This window comes from Mucilaginibacter pineti, from assembly GCF_900101875.1.
Taxonomy (GTDB): domain Bacteria; phylum Bacteroidota; class Bacteroidia; order Sphingobacteriales; family Sphingobacteriaceae; genus Mucilaginibacter; species Mucilaginibacter pineti.
The window spans coordinates 61,381-87,513 of record NZ_FNAI01000014.1; the positions used below are offsets into that span (position 1 = coordinate 61,381).

24 protein-coding genes are annotated in these 26,133 nt (G+C 43.7%); 14 read left to right on the top strand and 10 right to left on the bottom strand.

Annotated features, from left to right (window positions below; all coding sequences use genetic code 11):
* The first annotated feature begins 107 nt into the window (after positions 1 to 107).
* Positions 108 to 605, top strand: coding sequence for a DinB family protein (locus BLS59_RS24150; protein WP_091153592.1), 498 nt, complete (start codon positions 108 to 110; stop codon positions 603 to 605).
* 62 nt (positions 606 to 667) lie between these two features.
* On the opposite strand, the gene BLS59_RS24155 is transcribed toward BLS59_RS24150, so the two are convergent.
* Positions 668 to 874, bottom strand: a complete 207-nt coding sequence (locus tag BLS59_RS24155; RefSeq protein WP_091153596.1) for a hypothetical protein — start codon at positions 872 to 874, stop codon at positions 668 to 670.
* Between the two features lie 351 nt (positions 875 to 1,225).
* On the opposite strand from BLS59_RS24155, the gene BLS59_RS24160 reads away from it, so the two are divergent.
* The 6 genes from BLS59_RS24160 (at position 1,226) to BLS59_RS24185 (ending at position 7,213) form a co-directional block, all read left to right on the top strand.
* Entirely contained in the window at positions 1,226 to 1,558 is a 333-nt protein-coding gene (locus BLS59_RS24160; protein ID WP_091153599.1) for an L-rhamnose mutarotase, read from the top strand.
* 32 nt (positions 1,559 to 1,590) lie between these two features.
* A complete protein-coding gene (locus tag BLS59_RS24165; protein ID WP_091153603.1) occupies positions 1,591 to 2,940 on the top strand; it encodes an alpha-L-fucosidase in 1,350 nt (449 codons plus the stop codon).
* Positions 2,941 to 2,956: 16 nt separating this feature from the next.
* Positions 2,957 to 4,615, top strand: coding sequence for a UxaA family hydrolase (locus tag BLS59_RS24170; protein WP_091153611.1), 1,659 nt, complete (start codon positions 2,957 to 2,959; stop codon positions 4,613 to 4,615).
* Between the two features lie 137 nt (positions 4,616 to 4,752).
* Positions 4,753 to 5,517, top strand: a complete 765-nt coding sequence (locus BLS59_RS24175; RefSeq protein WP_091153615.1) for an SDR family NAD(P)-dependent oxidoreductase — start codon at positions 4,753 to 4,755, stop codon at positions 5,515 to 5,517.
* 27 nt (positions 5,518 to 5,544) lie between these two features.
* Positions 5,545 to 6,390, top strand: a complete 846-nt coding sequence (locus tag BLS59_RS24180; RefSeq protein ID WP_091153618.1) for a fumarylacetoacetate hydrolase family protein — start codon at positions 5,545 to 5,547, stop codon at positions 6,388 to 6,390.
* A complete protein-coding gene (locus BLS59_RS24185; RefSeq protein WP_091153621.1) occupies positions 6,383 to 7,213 on the top strand; it encodes an amidohydrolase family protein in 831 nt (276 codons plus the stop codon). The genes BLS59_RS24180 and BLS59_RS24185 overlap by 8 nt, the downstream gene beginning before the upstream one ends.
* 124 nt (positions 7,214 to 7,337) lie before the next feature.
* Here the strand turns inward: BLS59_RS24185 and BLS59_RS24190 are convergent, their stop codons facing one another.
* Positions 7,338 to 8,210 carry an AraC family transcriptional regulator gene (locus tag BLS59_RS24190; RefSeq protein WP_091153624.1) on the bottom strand — a complete coding sequence of 291 codons (873 nt, stop codon included), beginning with the start codon at positions 8,208 to 8,210 and terminating at the stop codon, positions 7,338 to 7,340.
* Between the two features lie 221 nt (positions 8,211 to 8,431).
* On the opposite strand from BLS59_RS24190, the gene BLS59_RS24195 reads away from it, so the two are divergent.
* The 3 genes from BLS59_RS24195 to BLS59_RS24205 are packed head-to-tail and all read left to right on the top strand — an operon-like array spanning position 8,432 to position 11,827.
* Positions 8,432 to 9,832, top strand: a complete 1,401-nt coding sequence (locus BLS59_RS24195; protein ID WP_091153628.1) for an ATP-binding protein — start codon at positions 8,432 to 8,434, stop codon at positions 9,830 to 9,832.
* Positions 9,833 to 9,879: 47 nt separating this feature from the next.
* Positions 9,880 to 11,541 (top strand): response regulator, encoded by a 1,662-nt coding sequence (locus BLS59_RS24200; protein ID WP_091153632.1) that lies wholly within the window; start codon positions 9,880 to 9,882, stop codon positions 11,539 to 11,541.
* A gap of 10 nt (positions 11,542 to 11,551) precedes the next feature.
* Positions 11,552 to 11,827 (top strand): UBP-type zinc finger domain-containing protein, encoded by a 276-nt coding sequence (locus BLS59_RS24205; RefSeq protein ID WP_091153636.1) that lies wholly within the window; start codon positions 11,552 to 11,554, stop codon positions 11,825 to 11,827.
* 140 nt (positions 11,828 to 11,967) lie between these two features.
* Here the strand turns inward: BLS59_RS24205 and BLS59_RS24210 are convergent, their stop codons facing one another.
* The 5 genes from BLS59_RS24210 to BLS59_RS24235 form a co-directional block, all read right to left on the bottom strand.
* Complete coding sequence (locus BLS59_RS24210; RefSeq protein ID WP_091153639.1) at positions 11,968 to 12,399, bottom strand: DoxX family protein; 432 nt, start codon at positions 12,397 to 12,399, stop codon at positions 11,968 to 11,970.
* Between the two features lie 596 nt (positions 12,400 to 12,995).
* Positions 12,996 to 13,499 (bottom strand): hypothetical protein, encoded by a 504-nt coding sequence (locus tag BLS59_RS24215; protein WP_091153642.1) that lies wholly within the window; start codon positions 13,497 to 13,499, stop codon positions 12,996 to 12,998.
* A gap of 36 nt (positions 13,500 to 13,535) precedes the next feature.
* On the bottom strand, positions 13,536 to 15,734 hold the full coding sequence (locus BLS59_RS24220) for a penicillin acylase family protein (protein WP_091153645.1): 2,199 nt from the start codon (positions 15,732 to 15,734) through the stop codon (positions 13,536 to 13,538).
* A gap of 1,089 nt (positions 15,735 to 16,823) precedes the next feature.
* Positions 16,824 to 17,918: a DUF3810 domain-containing protein gene (locus BLS59_RS24230; protein WP_091153649.1), complete on the bottom strand. Its 1,095-nt coding sequence runs from the start codon at positions 17,916 to 17,918 to the stop codon at positions 16,824 to 16,826.
* A gap of 132 nt (positions 17,919 to 18,050) precedes the next feature.
* The gene (locus BLS59_RS24235) at positions 18,051 to 18,572 is read right to left on the bottom strand and encodes a DUF2911 domain-containing protein (RefSeq protein ID WP_091153653.1); all 522 of its coding nucleotides are present in this window, start codon (positions 18,570 to 18,572) and stop codon (positions 18,051 to 18,053) included.
* A 332-nt stretch (positions 18,573 to 18,904) separates the two neighbouring features.
* Here BLS59_RS24235 and BLS59_RS24240 point away from each other — a divergent pair, with 332 nt between their 5' ends.
* Positions 18,905 to 20,560, top strand: coding sequence for an ArnT family glycosyltransferase (locus BLS59_RS24240; RefSeq protein WP_091153656.1), 1,656 nt, complete (start codon positions 18,905 to 18,907; stop codon positions 20,558 to 20,560).
* Here BLS59_RS24240 and BLS59_RS24245 read toward each other — a convergent pair.
* Both BLS59_RS24245 and BLS59_RS24250 read right to left on the bottom strand, forming a co-directional pair.
* Positions 20,557 to 20,763 (bottom strand): hypothetical protein, encoded by a 207-nt coding sequence (locus BLS59_RS24245; RefSeq protein WP_091153659.1) that lies wholly within the window; start codon positions 20,761 to 20,763, stop codon positions 20,557 to 20,559. The genes BLS59_RS24240 and BLS59_RS24245 overlap by 4 nt on opposite strands.
* 94 nt (positions 20,764 to 20,857) lie before the next feature.
* Positions 20,858 to 21,100: a hypothetical protein gene (locus BLS59_RS24250; RefSeq protein WP_091153663.1), complete on the bottom strand. Its 243-nt coding sequence runs from the start codon at positions 21,098 to 21,100 to the stop codon at positions 20,858 to 20,860.
* 186 nt (positions 21,101 to 21,286) lie between these two features.
* On the opposite strand from BLS59_RS24250, the gene BLS59_RS24255 reads away from it, so the two are divergent.
* From BLS59_RS24255 to BLS59_RS24265, 3 genes are all read left to right on the top strand, one after another.
* The gene (locus BLS59_RS24255; protein WP_091153666.1) at positions 21,287 to 21,916 is read left to right on the top strand and encodes a DUF47 domain-containing protein; all 630 of its coding nucleotides are present in this window, start codon (positions 21,287 to 21,289) and stop codon (positions 21,914 to 21,916) included.
* A 554-nt stretch (positions 21,917 to 22,470) separates the two neighbouring features.
* A complete protein-coding gene (locus BLS59_RS24260) occupies positions 22,471 to 22,830 on the top strand; it encodes a nuclear transport factor 2 family protein (RefSeq protein WP_091153670.1) in 360 nt (119 codons plus the stop codon).
* Between the two features lie 85 nt (positions 22,831 to 22,915).
* Positions 22,916 to 23,488, top strand: a complete 573-nt coding sequence (locus BLS59_RS24265) for a Crp/Fnr family transcriptional regulator (protein ID WP_091153918.1) — start codon at positions 22,916 to 22,918, stop codon at positions 23,486 to 23,488.
* A 104-nt stretch (positions 23,489 to 23,592) separates the two neighbouring features.
* Here the strand turns inward: BLS59_RS24265 and BLS59_RS24270 are convergent, their stop codons facing one another.
* Complete coding sequence (locus tag BLS59_RS24270) at positions 23,593 to 26,067, bottom strand: TonB-dependent receptor (RefSeq protein ID WP_091153673.1); 2,475 nt, start codon at positions 26,065 to 26,067, stop codon at positions 23,593 to 23,595.
* Positions 26,068 to 26,133 lie beyond the last annotated feature (66 nt).

Sequence of the window (26,133 nt, forward strand, 5' to 3'; positions counted from 1 at the left end):
TCTAAATAAAATATATTTTTCAAAAGCAAACCCTGCTGACATAGGGCTGTCACTGCCCGTTTGTTCCTTTGAATTATAAAATAATTCAACAACTAAAAACAAAAGCTATGTCAACCATCCCAATGTTATTAAAAGAAATGGAGCAGGAAGCTCAAACAACCCGTAAAATGCTTAGCATCGTGCCCAATGATAAATACGACTGGCAACCGCACAAAAAAAGTATGACTGTGCAAAAACTGGCAACCCATATTGCGGAATTACCAAACTGGGTAACTATGGCTATTCACACAGACGGACTTGATTTTGGCGAGCACCCTTATGAACCCTCAACTATAAATAATACGGCAGATCTATTAAAGTTTTTTGAGGAATCGTACGAAAACGGCAGATCGAATTTAGCGCAAGCCAATGAAGAAGATTTTGATAAAAAGTGGGTATTGCGCAATGGCGATCAAGTACTTCTTGAGAGTACCAAAGGCGAAATTATAAGAGTGGCTTATTCACAAACGGTACATCACCGCGCGCAATTGGGGGTATTTTTACGCTTGCTTGATATTCCCATTCCGGGGAGTTACGGCCCGAGTGCCGATGAACTTGGATTGTAATTTGTTTTAAAATGGCGTCAGCAACTGTATATTGTAGTATACAGTTGCTGGCGCTTACTGTATTAGTGTTTGTTTTTATACAGTTTGCTTTCGTTAATCTCTTCCAAAAATCCATTCTCATTTATCGCATACCTTGCGTATTCGGTATCGGTATCAATCTTGTACTTAGGAGCGCGTTTTGGTTGTGTCCTGATCTTTTTACGCAGTAAAAGCAGCGGCAAAACAATTACAGCAAGCAGGGCGGTAATTTCAAATAAAATAGTTTGCATAACATTTAAAAATAAAATAATTGTGATGGCACGTTGATAAAGGGGAAAATTCTTGTCCGGTTTATAATTTAGCGGCTATCGTTACAAATGTATAGCTAAATATGTGCCAACTATTTATTGACGTTAAACATCCTATGTTTGTTACAATAACATGATAATTAGTGTGGTTATTAACACTATACCAAATCCTCCCGGTAAAAAATCCAATTTCAACCCCACGAAATCCAATACAAAACCTTGCTTTTTTATTAATGCCAAAAAAGCTGAACGTTTTGATGATTTTTAAATAACTATTTACCTTCAAACTTTATTTCTTTGTATTACCATTATAATGCTATTTAAAATCTACCTATGGCTAACAGATACTGTTTAACACTTGATTTGGTTGATGACGCGGGTTTAATTGCCGAGTATGAAAAATACCACGAAGCAATATGGCCAGAGATCCGGCAGAGCATAGTGGGTTCGGGCATCACCAACATGGAGATCTATAGGTTTGATGTGCGTTTGTTTATGATAATGGAAACTAATGACAGCTTTAGTTTCGAAGCCAAAGCCGCCGCCGATACCGCCAACGCCAAAGTACAGGAATGGGAAACGCTGATGTGGAAATACCAGCAACCCGTTAAAGGCGCCCTTAAAGGCGAAAAATGGGTACTCATGGATAAAATATTTGCTTTGTAAATAACCTGCTAATTATAATTAACCCTATAAAAATGCTTAAAAAACTACACCTGTTAACCCTTGTAGTGTTGGTAACCGTATCCTCGGTATCGGCACAAAAAATGATCGGGAACGAAACCGACGCGCAAAAAGATAAACGCATGGAATGGTGGAAAAACGACCGTTTCGGCATGTTCATTCACTGGGGATTATACTCAGGCGCGGCAAGGCATGAGTGGGTAAAGCATAACGAAAAAATTGATAACGCCGGGTACCAAAAATACTTCGACCAGTTTAACCCCGATCTTTTTCAGCCCCAAAAATGGGCGGCAGAAGCTAAGGCGGCCGGTATGAAATACGCGGTGCTTACCACAAAGCACCACGAAGGTTTTTGCCTTTTCGATTCAAAATATACCGATTATAAAGCGCCGAATACCAAAGCCAAACGCGATCTGGTACGTGAGTACGTAAACGCTTTCAGGGCGCAGGGCTTAAAAGTGGGTTTTTACTATTCCCTGCTTGATTGGCATCACCCCGATTATACTATTGATGAAATTCATCCACAATCACCTGCTGATCAAAGCGATGCATCATACGCAAAGCTTAACAAAGGCCGCGACATGGCTAAATATCGCCAGTACATGCGCAACCAGATCACCGAACTGTTAACCAATTATGGCAAAATAGATATCCTTTGGCTTGATTTTTCATTCCCCAATAAAAATGGTCACGGTAAAGGTAAGGACGATTGGGGATCTGTTGAATTACTTAAACTGATCAGGAAACTACAGCCAGGCATTATTGTAGATAACCGCTTAAACCTGGAAGAATATAAAGATGGTGCAGATTTTGAAACACCAGAACAGGTAAGCACTGCCGAGCTATTGAAATATCGTGGTAAAACCTGGGAAACCTGCCAAACCTTTTCTGGCTCGTGGGGATATTACCGCGACGAGAACACCTGGAAAACCCACCGCCAGTTGCTCGATCTTTTAATTACTTCTACAAGCAATGGCGGCAACCTGATACTAAACGTTGGCCCTACCGCCCGCGGCGAGTTTGATTACCGTGCAAATAACGCGCTGGATAGCCTTGCCCACTGGATGCACGCCAACAGCAACTCGATATATAATTGCACCTATGCGCCCGAAAGCTATAAAGTACCCGAGGGCACAAAGCTTACTTACAATAAAGCTACGGGTCGTTTATATGTGCAACTATTTACCTATCCCAAGGGAAAGCTGCTATTACCCGGCTATAACGGAAAAATCAAATACGCTCAGTTTTTAAACGATCATTCGGAGTTGCTTTATAAAACATCGGGCGATGATATTGAAGTAACCCTTCCCGAGAAAAAACCCGATTATGAAATACCGGTAATTGAATTAACACTCAATAACTAAGTATAACTAACATACGATGCCACAAAAAGAAATATTTTTAAGAATCCATCCGCATGATAATGTGTTGGTAGCCCTGCAAAACCTGGAGCAAGGTACAATGATCAGCTTCGAGGGTACTACCTTCGCCCTGGCCAATAACATTGCTGCCAAGCATAAATTTGCTATAAACGAATTAAAAACCGGACAGGAAATTTATATGTACGGTGTGCTGGTAGGCAAAACAACCAGCACGATACCGCAGGGTGGTTTGCTATCTACAGAAAATGTTCATCATGCCGCAGAGGGTTTTCATTTGGGCGAGCGCAAATTACAATGGCATCAGCCCGATATTTCGCATTTTGAAGGTAAAACTTTCAACGGCTATCACCGTACCGATGGTTCGGTAGGGACAGCCAATTATTGGATAGTAGTACCGCTTGTGTTTTGCGAAAACCGTAATATCCAGGTGTTAAAAGAGGCCTTGGTTGATAAACTGGGCTATAAGAAAGCTAAAAGTTACGAGGGCGATGTAGAACAATTGATGGAACTTTACCAAGCCGGTAAATCTGTTGAGGAAATTCTGAATGCCGATATCCAGGCCAGTACAGACAAGCCTAATTCTAAAAGATTATTTAAAAATATCGACGGTATAAAATTCCTGAACCACAGCATGGGCTGCGGCGGTACCAAGGATGATTCTGACGCGTTATGCGGATTGATTGCAGGGTACATCACCCATCCTAACGTGGCCGGTGCAACCGTTTTAAGCTTAGGATGCCAGCACGCGCAGGTAAGTATATTACAGGCCGAAATTGCCAAGCGCGATCCTGCTTTCAATAAACCAATGGTGGTATTGGAACAGCAAAAGGTAGGAACAGAAAGCGAGCTTTTACAGCAAGCCTTAAAACAAACCTTTGCAGGTTTGGTACAGGCCAACCAAAACCAGCGCCAGCCGGCACCATTATCAAAACTGTGTATAGGCCTGGAATGCGGCGGCTCGGATGGATTTTCGGGGATCTCGGCAAACCCGGCATTGGGTTATGTGTCAGACATGCTGGTGACTATGGGAGGCTCGGTGATCCTTGCCGAATTTCCGGAACTTTGCGGCGTAGAACAGGAACTAAGTGATCGCTGTACCGATGTGGAAACTGCCAATCGCTTTATGCAACTCATGACCACCTACAACGCGCGCGCCGAGGCTGATGGTTCTGGCTTTTATGCCAATCCTTCGCCGGGAAACATCCGCGACGGTTTGATAACTGATGCCATTAAATCTGCCGGAGCAGCTAAAAAAGGCGGCACATCGCCCGTAACCGCAGTGTTGGATTATCCGGAGAAAGTAACAAAACCAGGCTTAAACTTGCTTTGCACCCCCGGCAGCGATGTAGAAAGCACCACTGCAGAAGTAGCAGCCGGCGCCAACATTGTATTGTTTACCACAGGTTTAGGCACCCCTACGGGCAACCCGGTTACTCCGGTAGTTAAACTATCAACCAATACGGTGATGTACGAGCGCATGCCAGATATTATAGACATAAACTGCGGCACCATCATTGAAGGCGCAGAAACCATACAACAAGCAGGCGAGCGCATCCTTAACTATGTGATACAGGTAGCAAACGGCGAAGCCGAACCAAAATCTGTAAAGCTGGGCCAGGATGATTTTATTCCCTGGAAAAGGGGCGTGTCGTTATAATATAAATAACAAAAACATTGTCATGCTGAACGTAGTGAAGCATCTATTCGCCACTTTGTATTTTACCTGCATAGTCGCCATTAGATCCGTCACTACGTTCAGGATAACAAGTTATAATTACAAAAACATTCTTCAATATGTTCAAATTAACAAACAAATCGGTAGTTATTACAGGCGGCGGCAGCGGCATAGGTAAGGCTATGTCTATCCTTTTTGCACAGCAAGGGGCCATAGTGCACATCATCGAACTGAATGATAAAGCAGCGGCCGATACCGTAAACGAAATTGAAACCAACGGAGGCAAAGCTACCGGCTATGCCTGCGACGTGAGCAGTCAGCAGCAGGTAGTTGATACTTTTAATAAAATTGGCAGCATTGACATTCTGATAAACAATGCAGGCATTGCCCACATCGGTCGCGCCGATACTACCAGTACCGAAGATTTTGAAAGGGTATTTAACGTGAATGTTAAAGGCGCTTACAATTGCCTTTACGCCGTTATTCCACTGCTAAAAGCCAATGGTGGCGGTGTAATATTAAATACAGCTTCAATTGCGGCCAGTGTGGGTATAACCGACAGGTTTGCCTACTCCATGAGCAAGGGGGCTATCCACGCCATGACGCTTTCCGTAGCGCGCGATTTCCTGCGCGATAACATCCGCTGTAACTGTATCTCTCCGGCACGTATACATACGCCCTTTGTTGATGGCTTTATTGCCAAAAACTACGCGGGGCAAGAGGCCGAGATCTTTGAAAAACTTTCCAAAAGTCAGCCTATTGGCCGCATGGGAAAATCAGAGGAAGTTGCCGCCTTAGCGCTATATTTATGCTCAGATGAGGCCGGTTTCATCACCGGTACCGACTATCCTATCGATGGCGGATTCATCACCCTAAATAATTAAACCCAAAACAACTAATTACACTACCATATGAAGCTTATTCGATTTGGCGAAAGCGGCAAAGAAAAAACAGGCGTAATCCTGAACGACAAAAAATACGATACATCAGCATTTGGCGAAGATTATACCGAAGCCTTTTTTGAAACCGACGGCTTAAATCGTTTGGCGGCATTCATCGAAGGTAAAAACCTACCGGAAATTGCCGATGGTACCCGTTTAGGCAGTCCCATTGCTCGTCCGTCGAAAATTGTGTGCATTGGCTTAAACTATGCCGATCATGCCAGGGAAACCAATGCTCCACTGCCGCCTGAACCCGTGATATTTATGAAGGCCACAACAGCTATTGTTGGCCCCAATGATGATATTGTTATTCCTAAAAACTCTGTAAAAACAGATTGGGAAGTGGAACTGGCTGTAGTTATCGGCAAAAAAGCATCGTATGTAGATGAAGCCAACGCGATGGATTATGTTGCAGGTTATATGCTGCACAATGATGTATCTGAACGCGAATTTCAACTGGAACGTAACGGCACCTGGGATAAGGGCAAAGGCTGCGATACTTTTGCACCGCTTGGCCCCTTCTTAGCTACACCAGATGAAATTGCCGATCCGCATAACCTGCGCCTATGGCTTACAGTAAACGGTAAAATCGTGCAGGATGGTACCACCGCTAACTTCATTTTTAACCTGCCCCACCTTATCGCCTACACCAGCCAGTTTATGACGCTGTTACCCGGCGATATTATTTCGACAGGTACACCGGCGGGTGTTGGTTTGGGTATGAAACCGCCATTTTACTTAAAACCCGGCGATGTGGTTGAATTAGGTATTGATGGTCTGGGCGAATCAAAACAACAAGTTATAGCTTATGCCTAAGATAGACGCGCACCAGCATTTCTGGATCTTCGACCCGGTTAAAGATAGCTGGATCAACGATGATATGCTGGTGATAAAACGCGATTTTCTACCGGCCGATCTGCTCCCCGTTTTAAAACAAAACGGCGTAGATGGTTGCGTAGCTGTACAAGCCAGCCAAACTGAACAGGAAACAACCTTTTTATTAGCTCTCGCCGCCGAAAATGATTTTATCAAAGGCGTTGTTGGCTGGGTTGATCTGAAAGCTGACAACCTGGAAGAAAAGCTACAGGACTATAAGCAGAACCGCGTGCTTAAAGGTTTCAGGCATATTTTACAATCAGAACCCGATAAAAAACACATGCTACAGCCGGAATTTAAAAAGGGCATAGCAGCCTTACAAAAGCACGGTTATACCTATGATATCCTCATCTATCCCGAGCATTTGCCTTATGCCGCGCAACTGGCAGGCGAATTCCCTGATCAGCAATTTGTGGTTGACCATTTGGCCAAACCCAACATTAAAGATCAACAAATAACGGAGTGGAAAAAGGGTATACAAGCGTTGGCTGAATACCAAAATGTGCATTGCAAAATTTCGGGCATGCTTACCGAGGCCGACTGGCATTCCTGGAAAACAGAGGATTTCACTCCATATCTTGATGTGATATTCAACGCATTTGGGATAAACCGCATAATGTTTGGCTCAGACTGGCCGGTTTGCCTGCTGGCCGGCGGCTATAAACGAACTGTTGAAATTATGCAGATGTACTGCGCCCAGCTATCCAAAAACGAACAAAGCCTGTTCTGGGGAGAAAACGCGATTGCTTTTTACAATCTATAGAAGAATTTTATATTGAGCAAGGAACAAGGATTAAGGACAGAAAATGACAATGTCTTTAATCCTTATTCCTTCAATCCTTAATCCCAAAAGTCCTTTGTCCTTGTTCTCCCAGTCCTTTCTCCCGCTAAGGGTTTTTCGTAAACTCTTTTTGGTATATCAGCGGGCTTTTGCCGGTTACTTGTTTAAAGTGTTTGTGAAAAGTTGAGAAATTATTGAATCCGCTATCGTAACAAAGTTGCTTGATGTTCAGCTTATTTTCTATCAGCAATTTACAGGCGTAGCCCACCTTAATTTCAATAATAAACTGCGAGTAAGTTTTACGGGTTTTTGATTTAAAGTACCTACAAAATGAATTTGCGCTTACACCTGCTATCTCAGCAATCTCTTCCAGGTAAATCTTTTTCCTGAAATTTTGTACAGAATACTCGTAAATGTTGTTTATCCGGTCGTTTTCCGATTCGTTATGATCGTATTTAAAACCTATAGATGCTACATAATTTAAAGGCACACTTGTAGCAATAGTGTTCAGTGCTTTCAGCAGCATAATTATACGTTCGGCGCCATCGGTGTCAAGCATTGCTTCCAGTAATCCGGCTACCTTTTCTTTTACATCAGCGGTAATTTGCAGGCCCCGTTTTGATTTTTCGAGCAGTACTTTTATCAGTTTATTTTCGGGCAGGTTCAAAAACTGATCGCCCCAAAAGTTTTCACAAAAATGCACTACAATCACTTCAACATTTACGTCCTCCACATGGTTAAAGTAAACATCATCAAAACGCCAGTAGTGCGGCAGGTTTGATCCTACCAAAACCATATCGCCGGCATTAAGTTGCTTAATACTATCACCAATAAATTGCGTGCCGCCGCCCTTTTTAAAATATATGAGTTCCAGTTCGGGGTGGCAATGCCATCGGTTATTAATATCGGGCAGCACATCGTGCCTTACACTAAATGAATGTGCCGGGCCCGAGGAAACTTTTAGCAAAAGAGGTTTCATTCAGCTTAATTTACAATTGATAGCGTAAACATAATCAATAACTGTAAAAATAGCACATTTTTCAAAAAAATACCACCATAAAAATGATGTTATTCTGAATTTTATATACCCATAAAATCAACACCATAGATTACTTTTGTATATCTCAATTGAGGAAGGTTAACCGAACATCATTTTTAAACCTCCCTTAACTATTAAATAATAATAGCTAATTTTATTTCATGCAAACGGTAACTGTATCCTGGCTTAAATCCCTTGAAGTTTTAGAAAATGTACCTGACGATCAGTTACAGTGGTTTATTGATGTAAGTGAAAACCGGATATTTGAGGACGGCGCCATGCTTAACGAACCCGGCCTGCCCATGACGGGGCCACATGTTATAGTTGAAGGCGGTATGCGTTTTTACATGCTGCAAGGCGGCGGTCGCCGGGATTTTGTGAACGTAGGGCCTGGTAATGTCACCGGTTATATGCCTTTTTCGCGCGGATTAATATCAAAAGGGTATGCACAGGCCATAGGCGATCTGCAGGTACTAAGCTTCCCTACCGATAAGATAAACGAGATGATCAAAAGTCATTTTGAACTAACCCAGGCATTGGTACACATCATGACCACCCGCGTGCGCGATTTTACGGCCCTGCAACAGCAAAACGAAAAAATGATGGCGCTAGGTAAGCTCTCCGCCGGATTGGCGCACGAGTTGAATAACCCGGCATCGGCCATAGTTCGCGATTCTACTTCATTAAGCAAGCACCTGCGCTTGGTGCCCGAAAGTTTAAAAAGCATGTTCGCCATTAAAATGGACGAAGAACAGGTGAACGCCATTACCGATGAACTTTTTAAAGTACTGGACGGCAGGGACGAAACGCGTTTAAGCCTTAAACAGCGCACCATGCTGGAAGATGAAATAACTGAATGGCTTGACGAAAACGAGATAGAAAACAGCTACGATATTGCCGAAAGCTTTGTTGATTTTAAGTTTTTAACCAAAAATCTGGAAGCGCTTAAAAAGCACATTCCGCCGGCTCACCTTTCAACCATTTTAAACTGGATGAGCAATAAACTGGTGGCCGAAAAAATGATAGAGGATATCCAGGAATCGTCAAAACGTATTGCCGACCTTGTTAGCTCTGTAAAAACCTTTACCCATATGGACAGAGGTCAGGATAAACAATATGCTGATATTCACATCGGTATCCGCAATACGCTTACCATGCTTGGCTATAAAATGCGCAAAGGCAACATCAACATTATTGAAGATTTTGATGAAACCCTGCCCGAAGTTAAGGCCCTTATTGGCGAACTTAACCAGGTTTGGACCAACCTTATTGACAATGCCATTGATGCCATGGAACCCGCCGGTAAAGGCACTCTTACTATTAAAACCCGCCGTGACCGTGAGTTTGTGGAGGTGTTTATAATTGACGATGGCCCGGGCATTCCCCCGGAGATCCAAAGCCAGGTGTTCGACCCGTTTTTTACAACCAAGGAAATGGGCAAAGGTACCGGTATGGGGCTTGAGGTAGTACAGCGCATTGTAAAGCAGCATCGCGGCTCTATTAAGGTAAAATCGCAGCCGGGACATACCGAATTTAGTGTTTGCTTCCTGATTGATGGATAGCTAAACGCACTGTTTATTAAATAAATACATTACCCCTACAAAGAAAAATGAGCAGACCAATTATATTTTCCATTGATGACGATCCGCAGGTATTACGGTCAATAAGCCGCGATCTGCGTTCGCAATATGGCAAGGAGTACAAAATTTTAAGCACCACATCGGCAAACGAAGCCCTGGAAAGCCTTACCGAATTAAAAAACAGTTCGGACGTGATAGCGCTATTCCTTTGTGATCAGCGCATGCCCGAAATGGAGGGCGTTAAGTTTTTGGAGAAAGCCAAGAAAATTTACCCGGATGCAAAACGGGTGTTACTAACCGCTTACTCTGATACCGAAGCCGCTATAAAAGCCATTAACGATGTACAGCTTGATTATTACCTGATGAAGCCCTGGGACCCACCCGAGGAAAAACTGTATCCCGTACTTAACGATTTACTGGAAGACTGGCATAACAACTATGTGCCCGAATTTGTAGGTATTAAGTTGGTGGGTTACCAGTTTTCGCCCCAATCGCACGTGGTGAAGGATTACCTGGCGGGCAACCTTATCCCCTACCGCTGGATGGATATTGAAAAGAACATTGATGGCGGCAGCCTACTGGCGCTTAATAACTTAACTACAGATTGCCTGCCGCTTGTTGTTTTTGAAGATGGCAGCTACCTGCAAAAACCTACTATACAGGCCATTGCAGCCAAACTCGATAAAACCCCGCAAATCCTTACCGATGTTTATGATGTGGTGATAATAGGTGCGGGCCCTGCGGGATTAGCCGCTGCAGTTTACGGTGCATCGGAAGGGCTAAAAACCTTATTGATAGAGCGTAAGGCACCGGGTGGACAAGCAGGCACCAGCTCCCGCATTGAGAATTACCTCGGCTTTCCGGCTGGTTTAAGCGGGGCCGATCTAACCCGTCGTGCTATTAGCCAGGCGATGCGTTTAGGGGCCGAATTTTTGTCGCCGCAATCTGTTAGTGATATCAAGCAAAAAGATGGCTACAAAACCATCATATTGGATGATGGACCCGAGATCATAAGCCGTACCGTGGTGATTACCACCGGGGTAGACTACCGCAAGCTTGAGGTAAAAGGCGTTGACAACTTCACTGGTGCAGGTATTTATTATGGCGCCGCCACTACCGAAGCCAGTGCCTGCATAGGTAAAGATGTGTACGTTATTGGCGGTGGTAATTCGGCCGGGCAGGCAGCTATGCACCTTTCCAAATATGCTGATAAGGTGCATATCATCATCCGCAGAGAAGATCTGGTGGCTACCATGTCGGCATATTTGATTACGCAGATAAGCGAAACACCTAATATTGAGGTACTTCCGAATACAGAAATAGCCGAAGCACATGGCGGTAACTGCCTGGAAAATTTAACGTTGCGCAACTGTAAAACACAGGAAACAGTTACCAACAAGGCCGCCGCACTATACATTTTCATAGGTGCCAAACCTTATACCGACTGGATAAAGCTCGACATTATAAAAAATGCTAAAGACTTTATTGAAACCGGCCGAGAACTGCGCAGCTACGATAATTTCAATAAGATATGGAAGCTAAAGCGCGACCCTTATTTATTGGAAACCAGCTGCTCGGGTATATTTGCCGCCGGCGATGTACGTGCCGGGGCCATGAACCGTGTGGCATCTGCCGTAGGCGAAGGATCAATGGCTATTAGCTTTGTACACAAGTATTTAGCAGAAGTTTAAACTTTACTTTATGCAACAAGAACCAGAAATTTGCCAGCATCTTACTGCTGTAACCGATATAAAACAACCACAGGATTACGTTTGCGAGGAGTGTATTAAAACACATTCCTCGTGGATGCACCTACGTACCTGCCAAACCTGCGGTGTAACGTTGTGCTGCGACAGCTCGCCGAATACCCACATGACCAGGCATTTTGAGGCCACCGCCCATCCGGTAGTTATCTCTGCCGAACCCGGTGAACGCTGGTTGTGGTGCTATGCCGATCAACAGATAATTGGCTATTAACGCCAATTGCCTATTTATCTAAACAACAATCACTTACGAATTTAAACACATTTCGTCAGCTTCCGTCAGTAGGTTATCAGTGAGCCTCAGTGGTTCGTCAGCGGGCGTCAGTGTGGTGTTGGCTGTCGTCAGTGCGGGATTTATTCTGACAGGTATTTGTCAAGCGAGATCGGACCAGAGCCGAGGACGGTAAACACCACCAATAATATCAGCGCGGTTACCGATGGCCAGGCCATAGTGTTGATGGGCTCCTGGAAAATACCGGTTAAAAACACTGCTCCCAAGACAATCGGGATCTGAATTATGGATGCAAGCCGCGTGAGGATGCCCAGCGCGATAAGTACCCCGCCAACAAGGTGCGCAAAGGTTACATAATACACCAGCACTATCAGTACATCGGGCGATAGGTCAATTATATTCTGGTCATCAATGAGGTGTTTGAGGTAGGTGGTATTTTCCATAAAGGCCACGCCCTTTAATAACAAAAATACACCAAGCGCAATGCGGATCAGATCCAACGCTTTTGGGTGATGGGTATCGCCCCAATTTTCAATCTTATGAACTAAGTTCATCACGGCCTCCTTTTTTAAAGGTTAAATTGGTTATTCGCTAAACCGCTTTGAGGGATCAAAAACTATTTATTTAGCGTTATATAAATATAGTAACAAACTTGCTATAATACAAGTGGTGTATTTTGAAATTATTTTGCGGGGTTGGCATGGTTGCGATTACTCACCCCGCCGGCCCTCCGTGCGGCGCCCCTTTCTTCGCCGTCGGCGGATAGAGGGACGAAGACGCTTCAACTGCATATCGGCTAAGATTTTCAACTCTTTTTCTTAAGAAATGACAACCATTAATTAGTTCGAACATCTTTGGGTGATATCAGTTTGTCATCCTGAGGAACGAAGGATCTGATGGCGAGTAAGCATAGTCGCAGAATAGATTCTTCGTTCCTCAGAATGACAAGCTTTTTAGTTTTTCCGGAATCTTGAACGATAGTAAAAGGCGAATAATCACAAGGCTCATACCACGTCATTAAGAGGAGAAACGACGAAGCAATCTCTACGAAAGCAAGTCGGATATGCGCGTGGCCTCTGCAAAGTTTAGAGATTGCTTCGTACCTCGCAATGACGTGCTTTTGGGAAACCTTTTCGACTCTCCCTCCTTATCAATCAAATCCTAAATACTCCTTTTGTTTAACCTCAACCGAGCCGATGGCGTTGTTGCGATTAATGAGCATGGTAATATGAAAAAAGTCGTTATCAAAAAGATAGATGTTGTTTATGGAGTCGGCACCTTGAAACTTCATGCTGAGGCCGAGGCTTTTTGCCTGGGTAATAAGGTTAAAAATGTGCTTTGTAGTAAGTGAGGTATAGGTAACAGTGCGTAATACGGTACCACTGCTTAGTTTGGTGCCCACGCCTACTACTACGGTTTCTTCCATTTTGTCGCCGGTTTCTTTGTTTTGGCCGGTTTTGTGCATGTGTTCAACGGTATTGCCGTCAACATCCTGCAGATATTGCCTTTTAAAACCTTTGCCCAGTACCAGGTAATTATGCGCATCGGCATTGGAGAGGTTGGAGATGCTGGTAAGATCATTAACCGTTATGCTTTGGGCAGATACACCGGCGGCACACAATAGCAATAAGGCTACAAAAAGGTATTTTTTCATTTTTATTATTTCAAATATACTTTTTTACTAAGCAATTCAATCACCGGGGTGATAGGTTTTTTGGGCGTGCTTCAACACATCGGCTTTATAAAATAAAACATCCTTAAACTTACCATCAATAAAGCCCTGCGCCTGATCGGTAAAGTTGCCGGATGCCGGATTAAACGACTGACCGCCGGTAATAATACTTTTTGCCTTCACCCTCGGCCCAAATTCAACTGCGGCTACAAAGCTATTACCCGAATAACCATAGCGTTTTTGCGTATTATACAAAACACGACTCTGGAACGATGGTAGTTGCCCAAATCCGGAACCTGTTGCCCCAACGGGAATGCTCGGCAGGTTATCATCAAAAGTAATGCCATCTGCCGGGCGCTGGTAGCGGTTCATATCTCCCCATTGCACTTTCCAGGTACCAAAACGTTTTTTTAAATCCTTCATTACGGCCGACAGTAAAGCCAATTGCTGCAACCCTGGCGTTTGCTGGGCCACGGCCTTCATGCGCTGGGTTATAAAGGTACTTTCCTGGTCGGTAGCAGGTGGCGGCATCAGCTTCACCATCAGCGTGCCCCATTCTATGGCAATCGAGCTGGCTACGGAGTTGGCAGCAGTACGCTTGTCCCATTGCTGCAACAGCTTAATGGGCTCATTTAAAGCCGATTTTAAAGAATCGGGTGCATTTTCATACGCCTTAAACAGTGGCGGGAGCAGGTCGTCAAACGCGGCCAAATAGTGATCATACCCTTTGGCTATCAATCCGTCGAGCGTTAAATTATGGGCATCCTGCAATAGTTTTATGGCGGTAAGGGCGCGGTAATTTTCGCCGTCGGGCGCCATGTAAATGGGGTATTTATCCTTATCGGGACTGCTTTTCCCCGACGCGGTGTACGGGGTTGAATTACAATTTTGGATATACCCTGTAGCTGGATTTTTTATTGTAACAATTTCTTTAAGCGGATGCACACCTTGCCATTCGGTAGCGGGGGTTGTACCGTCAACGGGTAAACTAAAGTCGTATTTGGGGTTGCGTTTGGGGATATAATTACCATACCAGAAAATAGTATTGCCCCTATCATCGGCATAAACGGTACTGTTGGTAGCGTTTGATACCAGCGCCATTGCCTTTTGGTACTGGGCAAGGTTATTGGCTTTGGTGATGAGCCATGACTCCAGCAGGGCGTTGTACGAGCGGTTATTGGCTTTCAGCGCCAGCCATTTACCATCGCGGGCACCCAGTATTGGCCCATGATGAGTATAGTAAGCGGTAATAGTTTTCTGCTCTATCCAGTCATCTCCTGTTTTTACTTTTAGCAGCAGCTTGCGGGTAGTTACGGGCTTTAGCGCGCCGTTGTACTCGTAATACCATTTACCCTCTTTTTTGATCACTTTTTCGGCATACAGATCGGCAACATCAGCATAGCTGCTGGTGTGCATCCAGCCGCAATGCCGGTTAAATCCCTGGTAAATAAAAAACTGTCCCCAGGTGACCGCGCCGTAGGCATTAAGCCCTTCCTGGCTTACCAACCCTACCTCACTGCGAAAATAGAATGGCACATGCGGATTGATATACAACAAAGCATGCCCAGATGCTGACCTTGACGGCGCTATCGCAAAACCGTTTGATCCGGTTTCCTTAACGTTGGCCAGGTCATAAATCCCGGAAGGACTATTTATTACGGCGCCCATCTTCTGGCCACCATCGCCATAAAATGCCCGCGTTTCTTCCAGTTTGATGCCCCCTGTTTCGGTAGCTGCCACGCTGCCATCGGTAAACATGAGCGCATACCAGGGTTTAAAATGTTTAAATACCAGGGGCTTTACTTCGGGATGTTTGTACAGGTAATAGTTAATGCCATCGGCAAAGGCATCCATCAGTTTTTTAAAGGATGGCGCGGCAGTTTTATAATCACGGATGGCATCGGCACTATCGGCAATCAGCTGCAGTTGGATATCGATAGGCACGCTGGCCTCGCCGTCGATTTCGGTTTGCTTACCCAGTTGGTAAAGATAATTACGTTCGATGCCCTTGAAATTATCCTCGCACTGCGTGTACATCAACCCAAAAACAACATTGGCATCTGTTTTTCCGTAAATGTGCGGCACTCCCCAGTTATCCCTGATAATGGTAACCGCCTTAGCCTGCGCTTCGGCACGCTTAACATCCTGCCGGCTAAATGCCTGCGCAAATAAAAGCGATGGAAAACAAAGCAGAGCGGCGGTTATATAGCATTTCATAATGCCACCAATTTACCAAACGTTTAATTAATGGCATAATCTGCGTGGGGAATTGTCTGGGTGGGGATTACGATTTTTGTCTGAACCGGGATTAAACAGATTAAGGGATTATGATCTGCGCTTTGTTAAAAAAGCGAGGCGACGTGCGATTCCCCTCTTGAGAGGGGGTGGAGGGGTGTGTTTCTTGCCGCAGAACACACCCCTGCTATCGCGCATTCCCTTCGCGCGCCCTCTCAAGAGTAATAGCCCATGAAAAGACAGATGGGTAACCCCTTAGGGGCATAATCGACTTGATGTTTTTTCTACAAACAGTTAGTCCCTCCGGGACATAAAAACCTGCTGTCCGCTATCAATATTGCAAATTCTTTTATGTCCCGGAGGGACTAACTGTTTGTAGCCTAATAGAAAAAAAGTGCATTTGTCCCCAGCGGGGACTACCCATCTTCTTTAATATTCAGAATGTCTATTGATGGGCGATTACTCTCTCAAGAGGGGAATTATTTGAACCTGAACGGATTATTAGGATTTTGATCTGCTTAATAGCGTCTTGTGCTGGTTTGACCAGGAATTTACCGATGAATTTCAATAAAACACTAACAATGAATACCTAAAATATTTACGGCAACAAATACAAATATCATCCACAGAATTATTGGAGAAATAATAGCAATTAAAACCCTGCCTGATGCTGATAGTATGAATGTTCGAAAAGATGAATCAGGAAGCAGGCTAAATAAAAAGATTATTCCTTTATAGATACCCCAAATAAGAAGAATAGCACCAATTAAAGTACCTACCGAAGAAGCCATAGTGAAATAACGAGCAATTTTTAATTGCAAGCTACAAAAAATTCATTGAATTACATTCTCAAAAAAGAGGTCTTCGTTCTTCCTGCGTTCGTTACAAACGAGCGCAAGTGGGGGGAGGTACAAACGAGCGCAAGTGAAATACAAAGCGTCAATTGCATATTATATAAGATTTCTCCTTGTACCTCGTCGAAATGACACTTTTTTATTTCCTTATCGCACAAATCAAAATCCAAAAATCAAATAAATCTGCTTAATCCCGGTTCAGACAAACAACCAATACCTAATGAACCCAATGTTTCCTTGACCATGCCATTACCAGCAGTACCATGCGGTTGTAAGTTTCGAGGCCCTGGGGTTGGTTATTGGCTTTTAAAAAACCGTCATAAAATATACTGCTGATGGCGCTTAACTTGTTTTCGTAGGTTAGCCAGTATTCGTGCTCGGTTACGTAATCCTGGTGCACATCTTTGGAGATGGTTTTCTTCAGTTCCTTAAATGCCAGGGTATCGCGCCTGCCAAGCGAGTGCATGAACTCCTGCACGGCCAGGTGATAGGCCGAATACCGTAGCAGCCTGTCTTTCGACCGCACTGCCACTATAAACCCGGCAAAATCGGCCTCGTCCTCGGCACCGTAACCCATCTGGTGCGACATTTCATGGCAGGCTACAAAGGGGCGGTTAAACACCGGCATCTGGTAATTGATCTGCGCTTCGGATGTGAACGGATTATAATAGCCCGAGGTACCAATATAGTTAAGCAGGGGCGTTAACATGGATGGCTTGATACCCGGATGAAAAGCCCTGAAATCGATTGAATCTTTTGACAATGAGCTAACCGCGTTAACGGCTGTTTGGTAAATAGCGCTGTTGCCCTGGGCCATATCGGCTGGGGTAACACGGGCGCGGGTGGCATTGGCACTATCGATAAGCAGCCTGGTAACCGCCTTAAGATCGGCGGTGGTAAAGGCGGTATCGCGCAGGTTTAGCCGCTGGGCAGCCGAGGGGCGAAAATAATTCATCCCCCAAAACAAATAAAATGCCAGCACCCCTACCTGCACCCCTATTACACAACCCAGAAACAGCTTCCCTGCGATTTTAAATTGCTTTTTAAACAGCAGTTTAATAAGCCGCACAAGCGCATACAGCAGGTAAATAACCACCGCGGTATACAACACATCGCCTAAGCTAAACGGAAACAGGTTTAAAACCGGGTGAAACACCCAGCCTAAAAAAACATAAAAACCACGGGAATAATAGCGTTCAATAACGGCGGGATGATTGGCCAGTAGCATCAGCATAAAAATAGCCAGGGCCAGTAACACAATGGCGATGATCCTTTTTAATAACGGGTTATTGCTGATGTAACGATGCTTCAATAGTAAAAATGTGCTTATGCCGGCATGTTAAATCCGGCTGGTGAATATGGTATAAAGTAATGAAAATTAAGGCAACAAAAAAAGCCCCTTAAAAGGGGCTTTAATGTGTGAAAAGGTTAACCTTAATTCTGCTTATTTAACAGCTACAGGAACTTCAAAAGTATCCCATATCAGGCTAAAGCCTTTAGCGCCTATTTTGTAAACAAGTCTTTCGGTTTTAGCCACTTTTTTCTCCTTTACTTCAACACGCAGGGCATCCTTGGTTTTGTTGTAAGTATAAGCGCCCCATTGTTTGGCAACGGTGTTAAAAATAACTGTCCATTTACCGTCTTTATGCGGAATCACGAAAAATCCATACGTACCGGCAGCAAGCGCTTTACCTTCTACCTTAATAGCTTTGGTGGTAGTAAAAGTGGTTGCCTCGTTAGCGCCAGCGCGCCAAACCGAATCAATTTTTTCGAGTTTACCTATTATCTCGCGGCCTTTTAAAGATGGGCTGCCATAATTAATGGTAAGCGTTGAACCTGCAACAGTAGCACTCACGCTATCGCGCGGACTTGCCAAGGGTTTTTTATCCTGTGCCCAGGTAATGGTTGATACCAACAGCGCAAACGCAAAAAGCACTGACGCTTTAATTTGATAAGATCTTTTCATAATGTTTTCATGATTATTTGGTATAAATATATGACGAAATTTGTTTGGTTATCAAACCCCTGCGTAATTAACTTAATTCCCAGGGGTTTTATAAATGTTATACTATTTTAAAACAGTTGATAACCAGTGGTGTTATCTACTTAGAACAACCGCATTGCAGTTAGGAATAGACCTGGGAGGTTCATAGCTCACGGGTTAAACAATTGTTGTGGTTTTTTTAACCCCTGCCTTACGGCAGGGGTTTTTTGTACCCAGTTTTTACGCGCATGCCTGCTAAATTTGGATATAACTATATATTTGCCTGTACTTGGTGCCCAAAGCCTGGCAAGTAAATGAAGGATAACTACAAACCGCTTTATATTTTACTGTTCGCGTTAGCGCTGCTGGTTAACTTTGCCGGTATAAACGTTAACTTTTTTACCGATGACCCAGGTCTGTATGCTTCCCTTTCCAAAAACATGGTTTATCGTCATGAGTTTTGGGAACTTTTCACCTACAACCAAGACTGGCTGGACAAACCCCATTTTCCGTTTTGGATGGTACTGGGCAGCTTTAAATTGTTCGGGATAAGCGTTTGGGCTTACCGCTTGCCCGCGCTGCTGTTTTTCCTGCTCAGCTTATTATATACCTGGCTATTTGCCCGCAAACATTATGGCGACATAGTTGCCGCAACCGCTGTGCTGATACTCATGACCGCCCAGCACCTCATTATGTTTAATACCGATGTACGTGCCGAGCCTTATTTAATGGGCCTCATCATAGGTGCCATTTACCATATAGACAGGCTGAATGACAGGTTTACTTTCGGTCAGCTGCTTATGGCCGCGCTGCTTACCGCCTGCGCTGTAATGACAAAGGGTATTTTTGTGGTTGGTGCTATTTATGGCGCTTTAATTGGCCAGCTATTGTTTACCAAAAAACTTAAACAACTGTTTAGCTTTAAGTGGATAGCATTGCTCCTGCTTACCTTTATATTCACCCTGCCCGAGCTTTACGCCCTCTATATCCAGTTTGATGCACATCCCGAAAAGGTGGTATTTGGCAGGCAGCAGGTATCGGGTATTAAATGGTTTTTGTGGGATAGTCAGTTTGGCCGCTTCATCAATAAAGGACCAATTACCAAGCCTGCCAATGGCAACATCTTCTTTTTTGTACATACACTGCTTTGGGCTTTTGCACCCTGGTGCCTGTTGTTTTACTTCGCGCTTTATAAAAACATAAAGGCAATATGGCAAAAAGTAAAACTGCCAGAGTATTTTACGCTTGGCGGGGCCTTACCCCTGCTGGCTTTGTTTTCGCTATCAAAATTTCAGCTGCCGTTTTATACCAATATCTTATTCCCCTTGTTTGCCATTATTACCGCGCCGCTGTGTGTTGCCGTATTAACTAAGGTGGATGATAAATTACGATCGGCTTTTCAATGGATCTATATCCTGGTGTTTCCTGTGGCGGTACTGGTTATCCATTATTTTTTACAGCCGGGCAGCAGCGTGCTGCTATGGATTGATATTGTAGTTTTTGGGATAATGGTCTATCTCATTAGCAGCAAGGCAGGGCAAAACAACCGAAAAATATTCCTACTTAATTGCCTGGCGGTGCTGTTTGCCAACTTTTATGTGAATACGGTGCTGTATCCAACCATTGCATCCTATAACGGGCAGATTACTGCGGCCGCATTTGTGAACGAGCCACAATTTGCAAATTCGCCGGTGTATGCGTTAAAAAGCGAGAATAATGTTTTCCAGTTTTATTGCGATAAACCGGTGAGCACTATACTACTTGAGGATTTTAAAAAGTTTAATGCCCCAGGCAATGCGGTATTTTTCGTCGGCAAATGGGATGTTGATTACTTAACCAAAAACAAAGCAGGTTTTATAATAATACGTTCTTTTGAAAATTATCCGCAGGAAGCCATATTGCCAAATTTCATCAACAAGGCAACAAGGCCGCAGGTATTGGATAGGGTGTACCTCATCAGCAAAAATTAGCTGGCCTTTTGGGGTTCGTCCTTCATCTCTTCCCAGTAAACAGTTTCTATATAAATACCGTTTTGGATGGCTACACGGGCTTGTATATCGTGCAGTTGGTGTTTAATATCCTCTACGGATAAATCACTGCCTACTGAATGGTAATAAATTACATAACCAGTTCTACTGTTTATAAATTTATAATGTTTATCAGCGGGTTTCATGGTATTGTGCTTATACAAATACAATATGCAGTACAGGCATTTTGTTTTATATAACGCAAAATGTTACATTAAATTTTAATAGAGCCGTGTGTTGTTACCTGGCAGGCCTGAAAAGCAGGGCGGCACTGGCAAGCTCGCTATCGGTAATGGAAGTTGGATCCTGGTGCTGCTTGTTAATAATACCTACCGGAAAAGTGATATTACCTGCCGATGTACGCACAATAACGCCTGTATCAAACATACTGTGGTTTTTATAATCGCCAATTTCGCTGTTGTATTGGGTTAGTCTTATCAGTAATTCAACAATTGCGTAAGTGGGTAAACTTTGCTTGGGCATGTAATAAAAGTATTCACCAAATTACTAAAATTTAAATTAACATTTCGTTAACAATAGGGTAACATTTTGCAACAAATTAATCTATACATTTAACCATAAAATAATTAAGCGGCGGCGCAAGCTAATCAACTAAAAAACAAGCCCTTAATATTGATACTTTAAAAAAGATCATAAAAGATATACCCAATGTCGATACTCCCTAATTCAAATAAAGTGTTTTATGATCTGTTTAACCGGGCCGCAGCTAACGTTGCCGAGATGGCTAAATTGCTTAACATAGCCGTAAACTCAACCGATCAGTACGAGCAAAAGTTCAACTTTACCCATATTGATAAGCTAAAAACCAAAAGCTACGAGATCACCCACCAGGTTTTTACCGAATCGGGCAAAATGCTCATCTCACCTTTCGGTCGCAAGGATATGTGTGATCTGGCTGCCGCTATTGACGATGTTGCCGATAGCATTGCCATGGCATCGCGCAGGATAAACCTGTACGATGTGCCTAAAATTACCCTGCCCATGATAAACCTGGCCAGCCTTATAGGCAAAACCAGCGATGGTTTGCAGGAGGCAGTAAAAGCCATGAGCAACCTCAACAATTCGGCACATATATTTGAACTTTGCAACAACATTAAAAAGCTGGAATACGCTGCCGATACCGTTTATAACGAAGCCTTTGCCGATTTGCTGGCTAACGAAACCGATGCCATACAGCTTATCAAATACACAGATGTGCTCATGGCCATGGAAACCGCTACCGACAGCTGCGAAGATGTCACCCTCGTTATAGAAAGCATCCTGATCAAAAACGGATAGTTCTTTTTAGGCGAAAGGATAAAGGTAAAAGGCGAAAGGTTAGGAAGCAGACTTATACTAACTAACGCCAACTATCATCAACCTATTACAATTTATATGCCCCATAGGGGCTTCGTGTTTATAGCATAAATAGTATTTATTGGCTCCGTAGGTGCCTCCTTATTTAACGGGGAGCCTCTGCGGAGCTTTTTATGTCACCCTCGTTATAGAAAGCATCTTGATCAAAAACGGATAGTTCTTTTTAGGCGAAAGGATAAAGGTAAAAGGCGAAAGGTTAGGAAGCAGACTTATACTAACTAACGCCAACTATCATCAACCTATTACAATTTATATGCCCCATAGGGGCTTCGTGTTTATAGCATAAATATAGTATTTATTGGCTCCGTAGGTGCCTCCTTATTTAACGGGGAGCCTCTGCGGAGCTTTTTATTTTAGCCCTCGCTTCTTTCGCACAAATCCAAACTGGATTCCACCACAATTTCATTTTATTAAACTACTTTAATTTTATTGCCGCTGCAAGGAGCGTCCTTTGCTGTACACTAAAATTAAATATTATGATACCATCAGTTGAAGAAATGATCGAAAAATATGTGGCAGCCTGGAACGGGAAATCATTAGCCGAATTTAAAACTGCCTTTGCCGAATGCTGGGCTGCAGATGCCACTTATACCGATCCTAATTATGAAAACATAACTGGTGTAGACGGTATTGCCGAGTTGGCGAATGGCTCTTTAGAAAAAATTCCTGTCCGCACGTTTAATGTTTTAAAGTCGCCGGATTATCACCACAATGTAGGCCGCTATACCTGGAACGTAGTTTTACCGGAGGAAACAAAAGAAGGGTTTGATTACTTTGAGTTTAATGAACAAAACCAGATCACCCGCCTGGTGAGTTTCTTTGGGCCGTTAAAATAATGTGAATTTTAACCGGAGGGCACTCCTGCTCTTAAACCGGCATAGGATATATGGCTGGTACATTTTATCTTTAACAAAAAATAAAATGTACCAGCTTATCCTTCGCAACTTTGCTATGCACATTAAGCTTGATGCTGCGGAAGCCGAACTTATTACCGCTAAACTGCAGCATAAAACTGTAAAAAAGAAAACTGTGTTGCTAAGCGCCGGTACCATATGCCGCAACATTTATTTTGTAAACAAGGGCTGCCTGCGCATCTTCAATACCGACAACGAAGGCCAGGAACACAATATTTTATTTAATCCGCCAAACTGGTGGGCGGTTGATATAGCCAGTTTTTCGGGCCAAACGCCTGCCTTTTATAACATTGGCGCGCTGGAAGATACCGATGTATTTTATCTGAGCTACAGCATACTGGAAGAACTTTATACCCAGGTACCCAAACTGGAAAGGTTTTTCCGCATCATGACTCAAAACGGATTTTATTTGTACCAGCAGCGCATCACCTCCAACCTATCCAAAACTGCAGAAGAACGTTATGAACTGTTCCAAAAACAATATCCCCGGTTAGAACAACGGATAGCCCAGAAACACATCGCCTCTTACCTGGGCATTACCCCTGTTTTTCTGAGTATGATCAGGAAGAGAAACAGTTGAGATAAATGACGGTTTTTTAATGCACAAAAAAGGAACGCAAGTCAAAGTCCTCTTCTTTGGAGAGGATTATTACGTGAGGGCTTCGCCGTTTAGGTGAGGCTAACCTACCTCCCCTTATCTGCCGGGGCACTTTCTTCGCGGTTGCCGGGTTCTTTGTCGTCTTTTTCGTTATCCTTTTTAAAGTCGAGCTTGCCGAATTTGTAGCTCAGGCTGATACCGAATGATTGTACCGGAATATTCCTGATGTTAACCTGGTTAAAGTTGCTGCCGAAAGTGGTTGAACGCTGACCAACATATTTGCTGAACGGGTTTGAAGCCGTAAGCCCGAAGCTGGCTTTTTTGTTCAGGAACTGCTTGCGCATGGCAAAATTGTAAAACACAAATTTAGGGTTAACACCCTGTATGCCTTTTTGCGACGAGTTATAGTTGCCAAAAAACTCGGCACTTAAATCGTGGCCGAAGCTGTACTGCGCGTTAAGGTTTAAACGGTATGCAAAGCCGCTTACACTTGGGCTGCCGGGATTGTTGCTTATCCTGTCAGAAAATATCATGTTGCTGCGCAGGTTAAATTCCTTGGTTACCGGTACCGAACCGTACAGGTTTACGCCCGTGCGCACTTCCGAACCTAAGTTATATCGCTGGTTTAATGATACATCGGTGTAAGTGGTACCGTTTATATCCAGTTGCGAATAGAATGTGGTGAACGATTGTATATCATCGGTATTACGGCGATAAAACGCAGCTATATTAATGTTGGCGCCTTTATCGTATGATTTATTGTAGCCCAGTTCAAAGTTATCGCCAAGTTCGGGCTTTAATTGCGGGTTACCGGTGCTGATATTATGCGGATCGCTGATGTTAAGAAAAGGATTCAGATCGCCATATTCGGGGCGCTCAATACGGCGGGTATAACTCAGCTTAATAGATTGCGAAGCATCCAGTTTATGCTGAAACACCAGCGATGGGGCCAATGTATTATAACCCGGAATGGTTACACCCTGAAAATCGGCATTGGTGCTTGTATACTCATCCCGCAAACCGGCCTTTACATCCAAAAATTTATTAAATAACGAGGTACTGGCAGACAGGTAATAGGCATAAATTTTACGATCGTAAGTAAAGCCATAGGTTTGGCCCGCGTTGGGCACAAACGTGCTGCCTGCCAAACTATCGGTAATTACATTGTTGTTAATATGGTCGAAAACAAGTTTGCCGCCTGTTTCTATGGTGAAGTCTTTGCTCAGCGGCTGGGTGTAATCAACAGAAATATTGGTTTCATGATCCTTACCCGGGTTGTTATTCCTGATGCCCGTCGATGGTATACCGGCGGTAAAATAATTCTGCTGCTGAAATGAGCTGAAACTGTTATTGCCGAAGCTGGATGAGTAAAGGATATTTAGCTCCTGCCCTTCGGTATCAAATGTCTTTTTGTAATTAAGGTTTACATCGGTTGCTGTACCATTAAATTTACTGCTGGAGTTACGGATGCTTTGCAGATTGGACAGTTGCTGACCGGCTACGTTAAACACGCTTTGATCCTGGTTGGTTACACCCTCGCCGTGGTTGCCAAAATGGTTAAATCCCACACCGGCGGTAAGATCGTCATGTTTAGATATGTTCCAGGTAAAGTTTATGCCCGATTCATAACCGTTACGTTTAAAGTTATTGCTACCATCCTGCAACAGGGTAGTCCGGTTCAATGCCGAATCTGTTGAGTTACGGGTACGGCTGTTTGGCGAGTTGGTATTTATTTGCGCATTGCCGCTAAAAAAAGCGTTAACACCAAAGTTGCCCTTACGCACGTTAAGGTTAAACGAACCGTTTTCGCGGCGGGTACCTGCCGATAGGTTGATACTCCCGTTAACACCTTCTACCCTGCTATCTTTTAATATAATGTTGATGATACCACCCGTACCCGCTGCATCATATTTAGCACCGGGACTCGTTACTACTTCTATACTTTTTATCTGGCTGGCCGGGATACTTGCAAGCGCATCGGCAAGGCTTGCCCCAAATATGCTTGATGGTTTTCCGTTTATTAAAAAGCGGATGTTGGCATTACCCTGCAACTCTACATTGCCATCAATATCAACGGTTATCTGCGGTACTTTTTTCAAAATATCAATAGCTACACCGCCCTGCGCGCTCAGGTCGTTCTGGGGGTTGTACACCATTTTGTCTATCTTATTTTCAACAGTTGGCGTGGTGGCGGTAATGGTTACACCTTTTAACTGATGTGGTACGGGTGCCAGCAAAATATCGTTCAGGGTGGTGTTACCGCCGTCTTTAACAAGTACATGCTCAATGGTGGTACGCTGGTAACCCAAAAAATCTACCGTGATCTTGTACTCCCCGGCAGGAATTTTATCCAGGATAAAACCACCTTTAGGGTCGGTACTTATACCGTTGAAGGGGGCGGCAACACCTTGTTTGTAAATTGCCACTGTGGCATAGTCAACCGGCTGTTTAGTAGCAGCATCGGTAACCTTGCCGGTTATTTTGCCCTTGCCGCCGGTACCTTGTGCATGTACATTTACCGAAAAAATAACAGAAAGAAATAGTATATAAATAAGCTTCATTACGCGTTGAAAAAATTAATCAGGCCGCGAATTTGTGAAGAAACATTGGATAAATATTGAATTTTA

Bases quoted from the DNA above. Each gene is read 5' to 3' on its own strand.
- BLS59_RS24245 (WP_091153659.1), bottom strand. From the start codon at position 20,763: ATGAAACCCGCTGATAAACATTATAAATTTATAAACAGTAGAACTGGT.
- BLS59_RS24270 (WP_091153673.1), bottom strand. From the start codon at position 26,067: ATGAAGCTTATTTATATACTATTTCTTTCTGTTATTTTTTCGGTAAAT.
- BLS59_RS24160 (WP_091153599.1), top strand. From the start codon at position 1,226: ATGGCTAACAGATACTGTTTAACACTTGATTTGGTTGATGACGCGGGT.
- BLS59_RS24265 (WP_091153918.1), top strand. From the start codon at position 22,916: ATGTACCAGCTTATCCTTCGCAACTTTGCTATGCACATTAAGCTTGAT.
- BLS59_RS24240 (WP_091153656.1), top strand. From the start codon at position 18,905: ATGAAGGATAACTACAAACCGCTTTATATTTTACTGTTCGCGTTAGCG.
- BLS59_RS24200 (WP_091153632.1), top strand. From the start codon at position 9,880: ATGAGCAGACCAATTATATTTTCCATTGATGACGATCCGCAGGTATTA.
- BLS59_RS24235 (WP_091153653.1), bottom strand. From the start codon at position 18,572: ATGAAAAGATCTTATCAAATTAAAGCGTCAGTGCTTTTTGCGTTTGCG.
- BLS59_RS24190 (WP_091153624.1), bottom strand. From the start codon at position 8,210: ATGAAACCTCTTTTGCTAAAAGTTTCCTCGGGCCCGGCACATTCATTT.
- BLS59_RS24250 (WP_091153663.1), bottom strand. From the start codon at position 21,100: ATGCCCAAGCAAAGTTTACCCACTTACGCAATTGTTGAATTACTGATA.
- BLS59_RS24205 (WP_091153636.1), top strand. From the start codon at position 11,552: ATGCAACAAGAACCAGAAATTTGCCAGCATCTTACTGCTGTAACCGAT.
- BLS59_RS24175 (WP_091153615.1), top strand. From the start codon at position 4,753: ATGTTCAAATTAACAAACAAATCGGTAGTTATTACAGGCGGCGGCAGC.
- BLS59_RS24165 (WP_091153603.1), top strand. From the start codon at position 1,591: ATGCTTAAAAAACTACACCTGTTAACCCTTGTAGTGTTGGTAACCGTA.
- BLS59_RS24185 (WP_091153621.1), top strand. From the start codon at position 6,383: ATGCCTAAGATAGACGCGCACCAGCATTTCTGGATCTTCGACCCGGTT.
- BLS59_RS24150 (WP_091153592.1), top strand. From the start codon at position 108: ATGTCAACCATCCCAATGTTATTAAAAGAAATGGAGCAGGAAGCTCAA.
- BLS59_RS24210 (WP_091153639.1), bottom strand. From the start codon at position 12,399: ATGAACTTAGTTCATAAGATTGAAAATTGGGGCGATACCCATCACCCA.
- BLS59_RS24180 (WP_091153618.1), top strand. From the start codon at position 5,545: ATGAAGCTTATTCGATTTGGCGAAAGCGGCAAAGAAAAAACAGGCGTA.
- BLS59_RS24260 (WP_091153670.1), top strand. From the start codon at position 22,471: ATGATACCATCAGTTGAAGAAATGATCGAAAAATATGTGGCAGCCTGG.
- BLS59_RS24215 (WP_091153642.1), bottom strand. From the start codon at position 13,499: ATGAAAAAATACCTTTTTGTAGCCTTATTGCTATTGTGTGCCGCCGGT.
- BLS59_RS24170 (WP_091153611.1), top strand. From the start codon at position 2,957: ATGCCACAAAAAGAAATATTTTTAAGAATCCATCCGCATGATAATGTG.
- BLS59_RS24255 (WP_091153666.1), top strand. From the start codon at position 21,287: ATGTCGATACTCCCTAATTCAAATAAAGTGTTTTATGATCTGTTTAAC.
- BLS59_RS24195 (WP_091153628.1), top strand. From the start codon at position 8,432: ATGCAAACGGTAACTGTATCCTGGCTTAAATCCCTTGAAGTTTTAGAA.
- BLS59_RS24220 (WP_091153645.1), bottom strand. From the start codon at position 15,734: ATGAAATGCTATATAACCGCCGCTCTGCTTTGTTTTCCATCGCTTTTA.
- BLS59_RS24155 (WP_091153596.1), bottom strand. From the start codon at position 874: ATGCAAACTATTTTATTTGAAATTACCGCCCTGCTTGCTGTAATTGTT.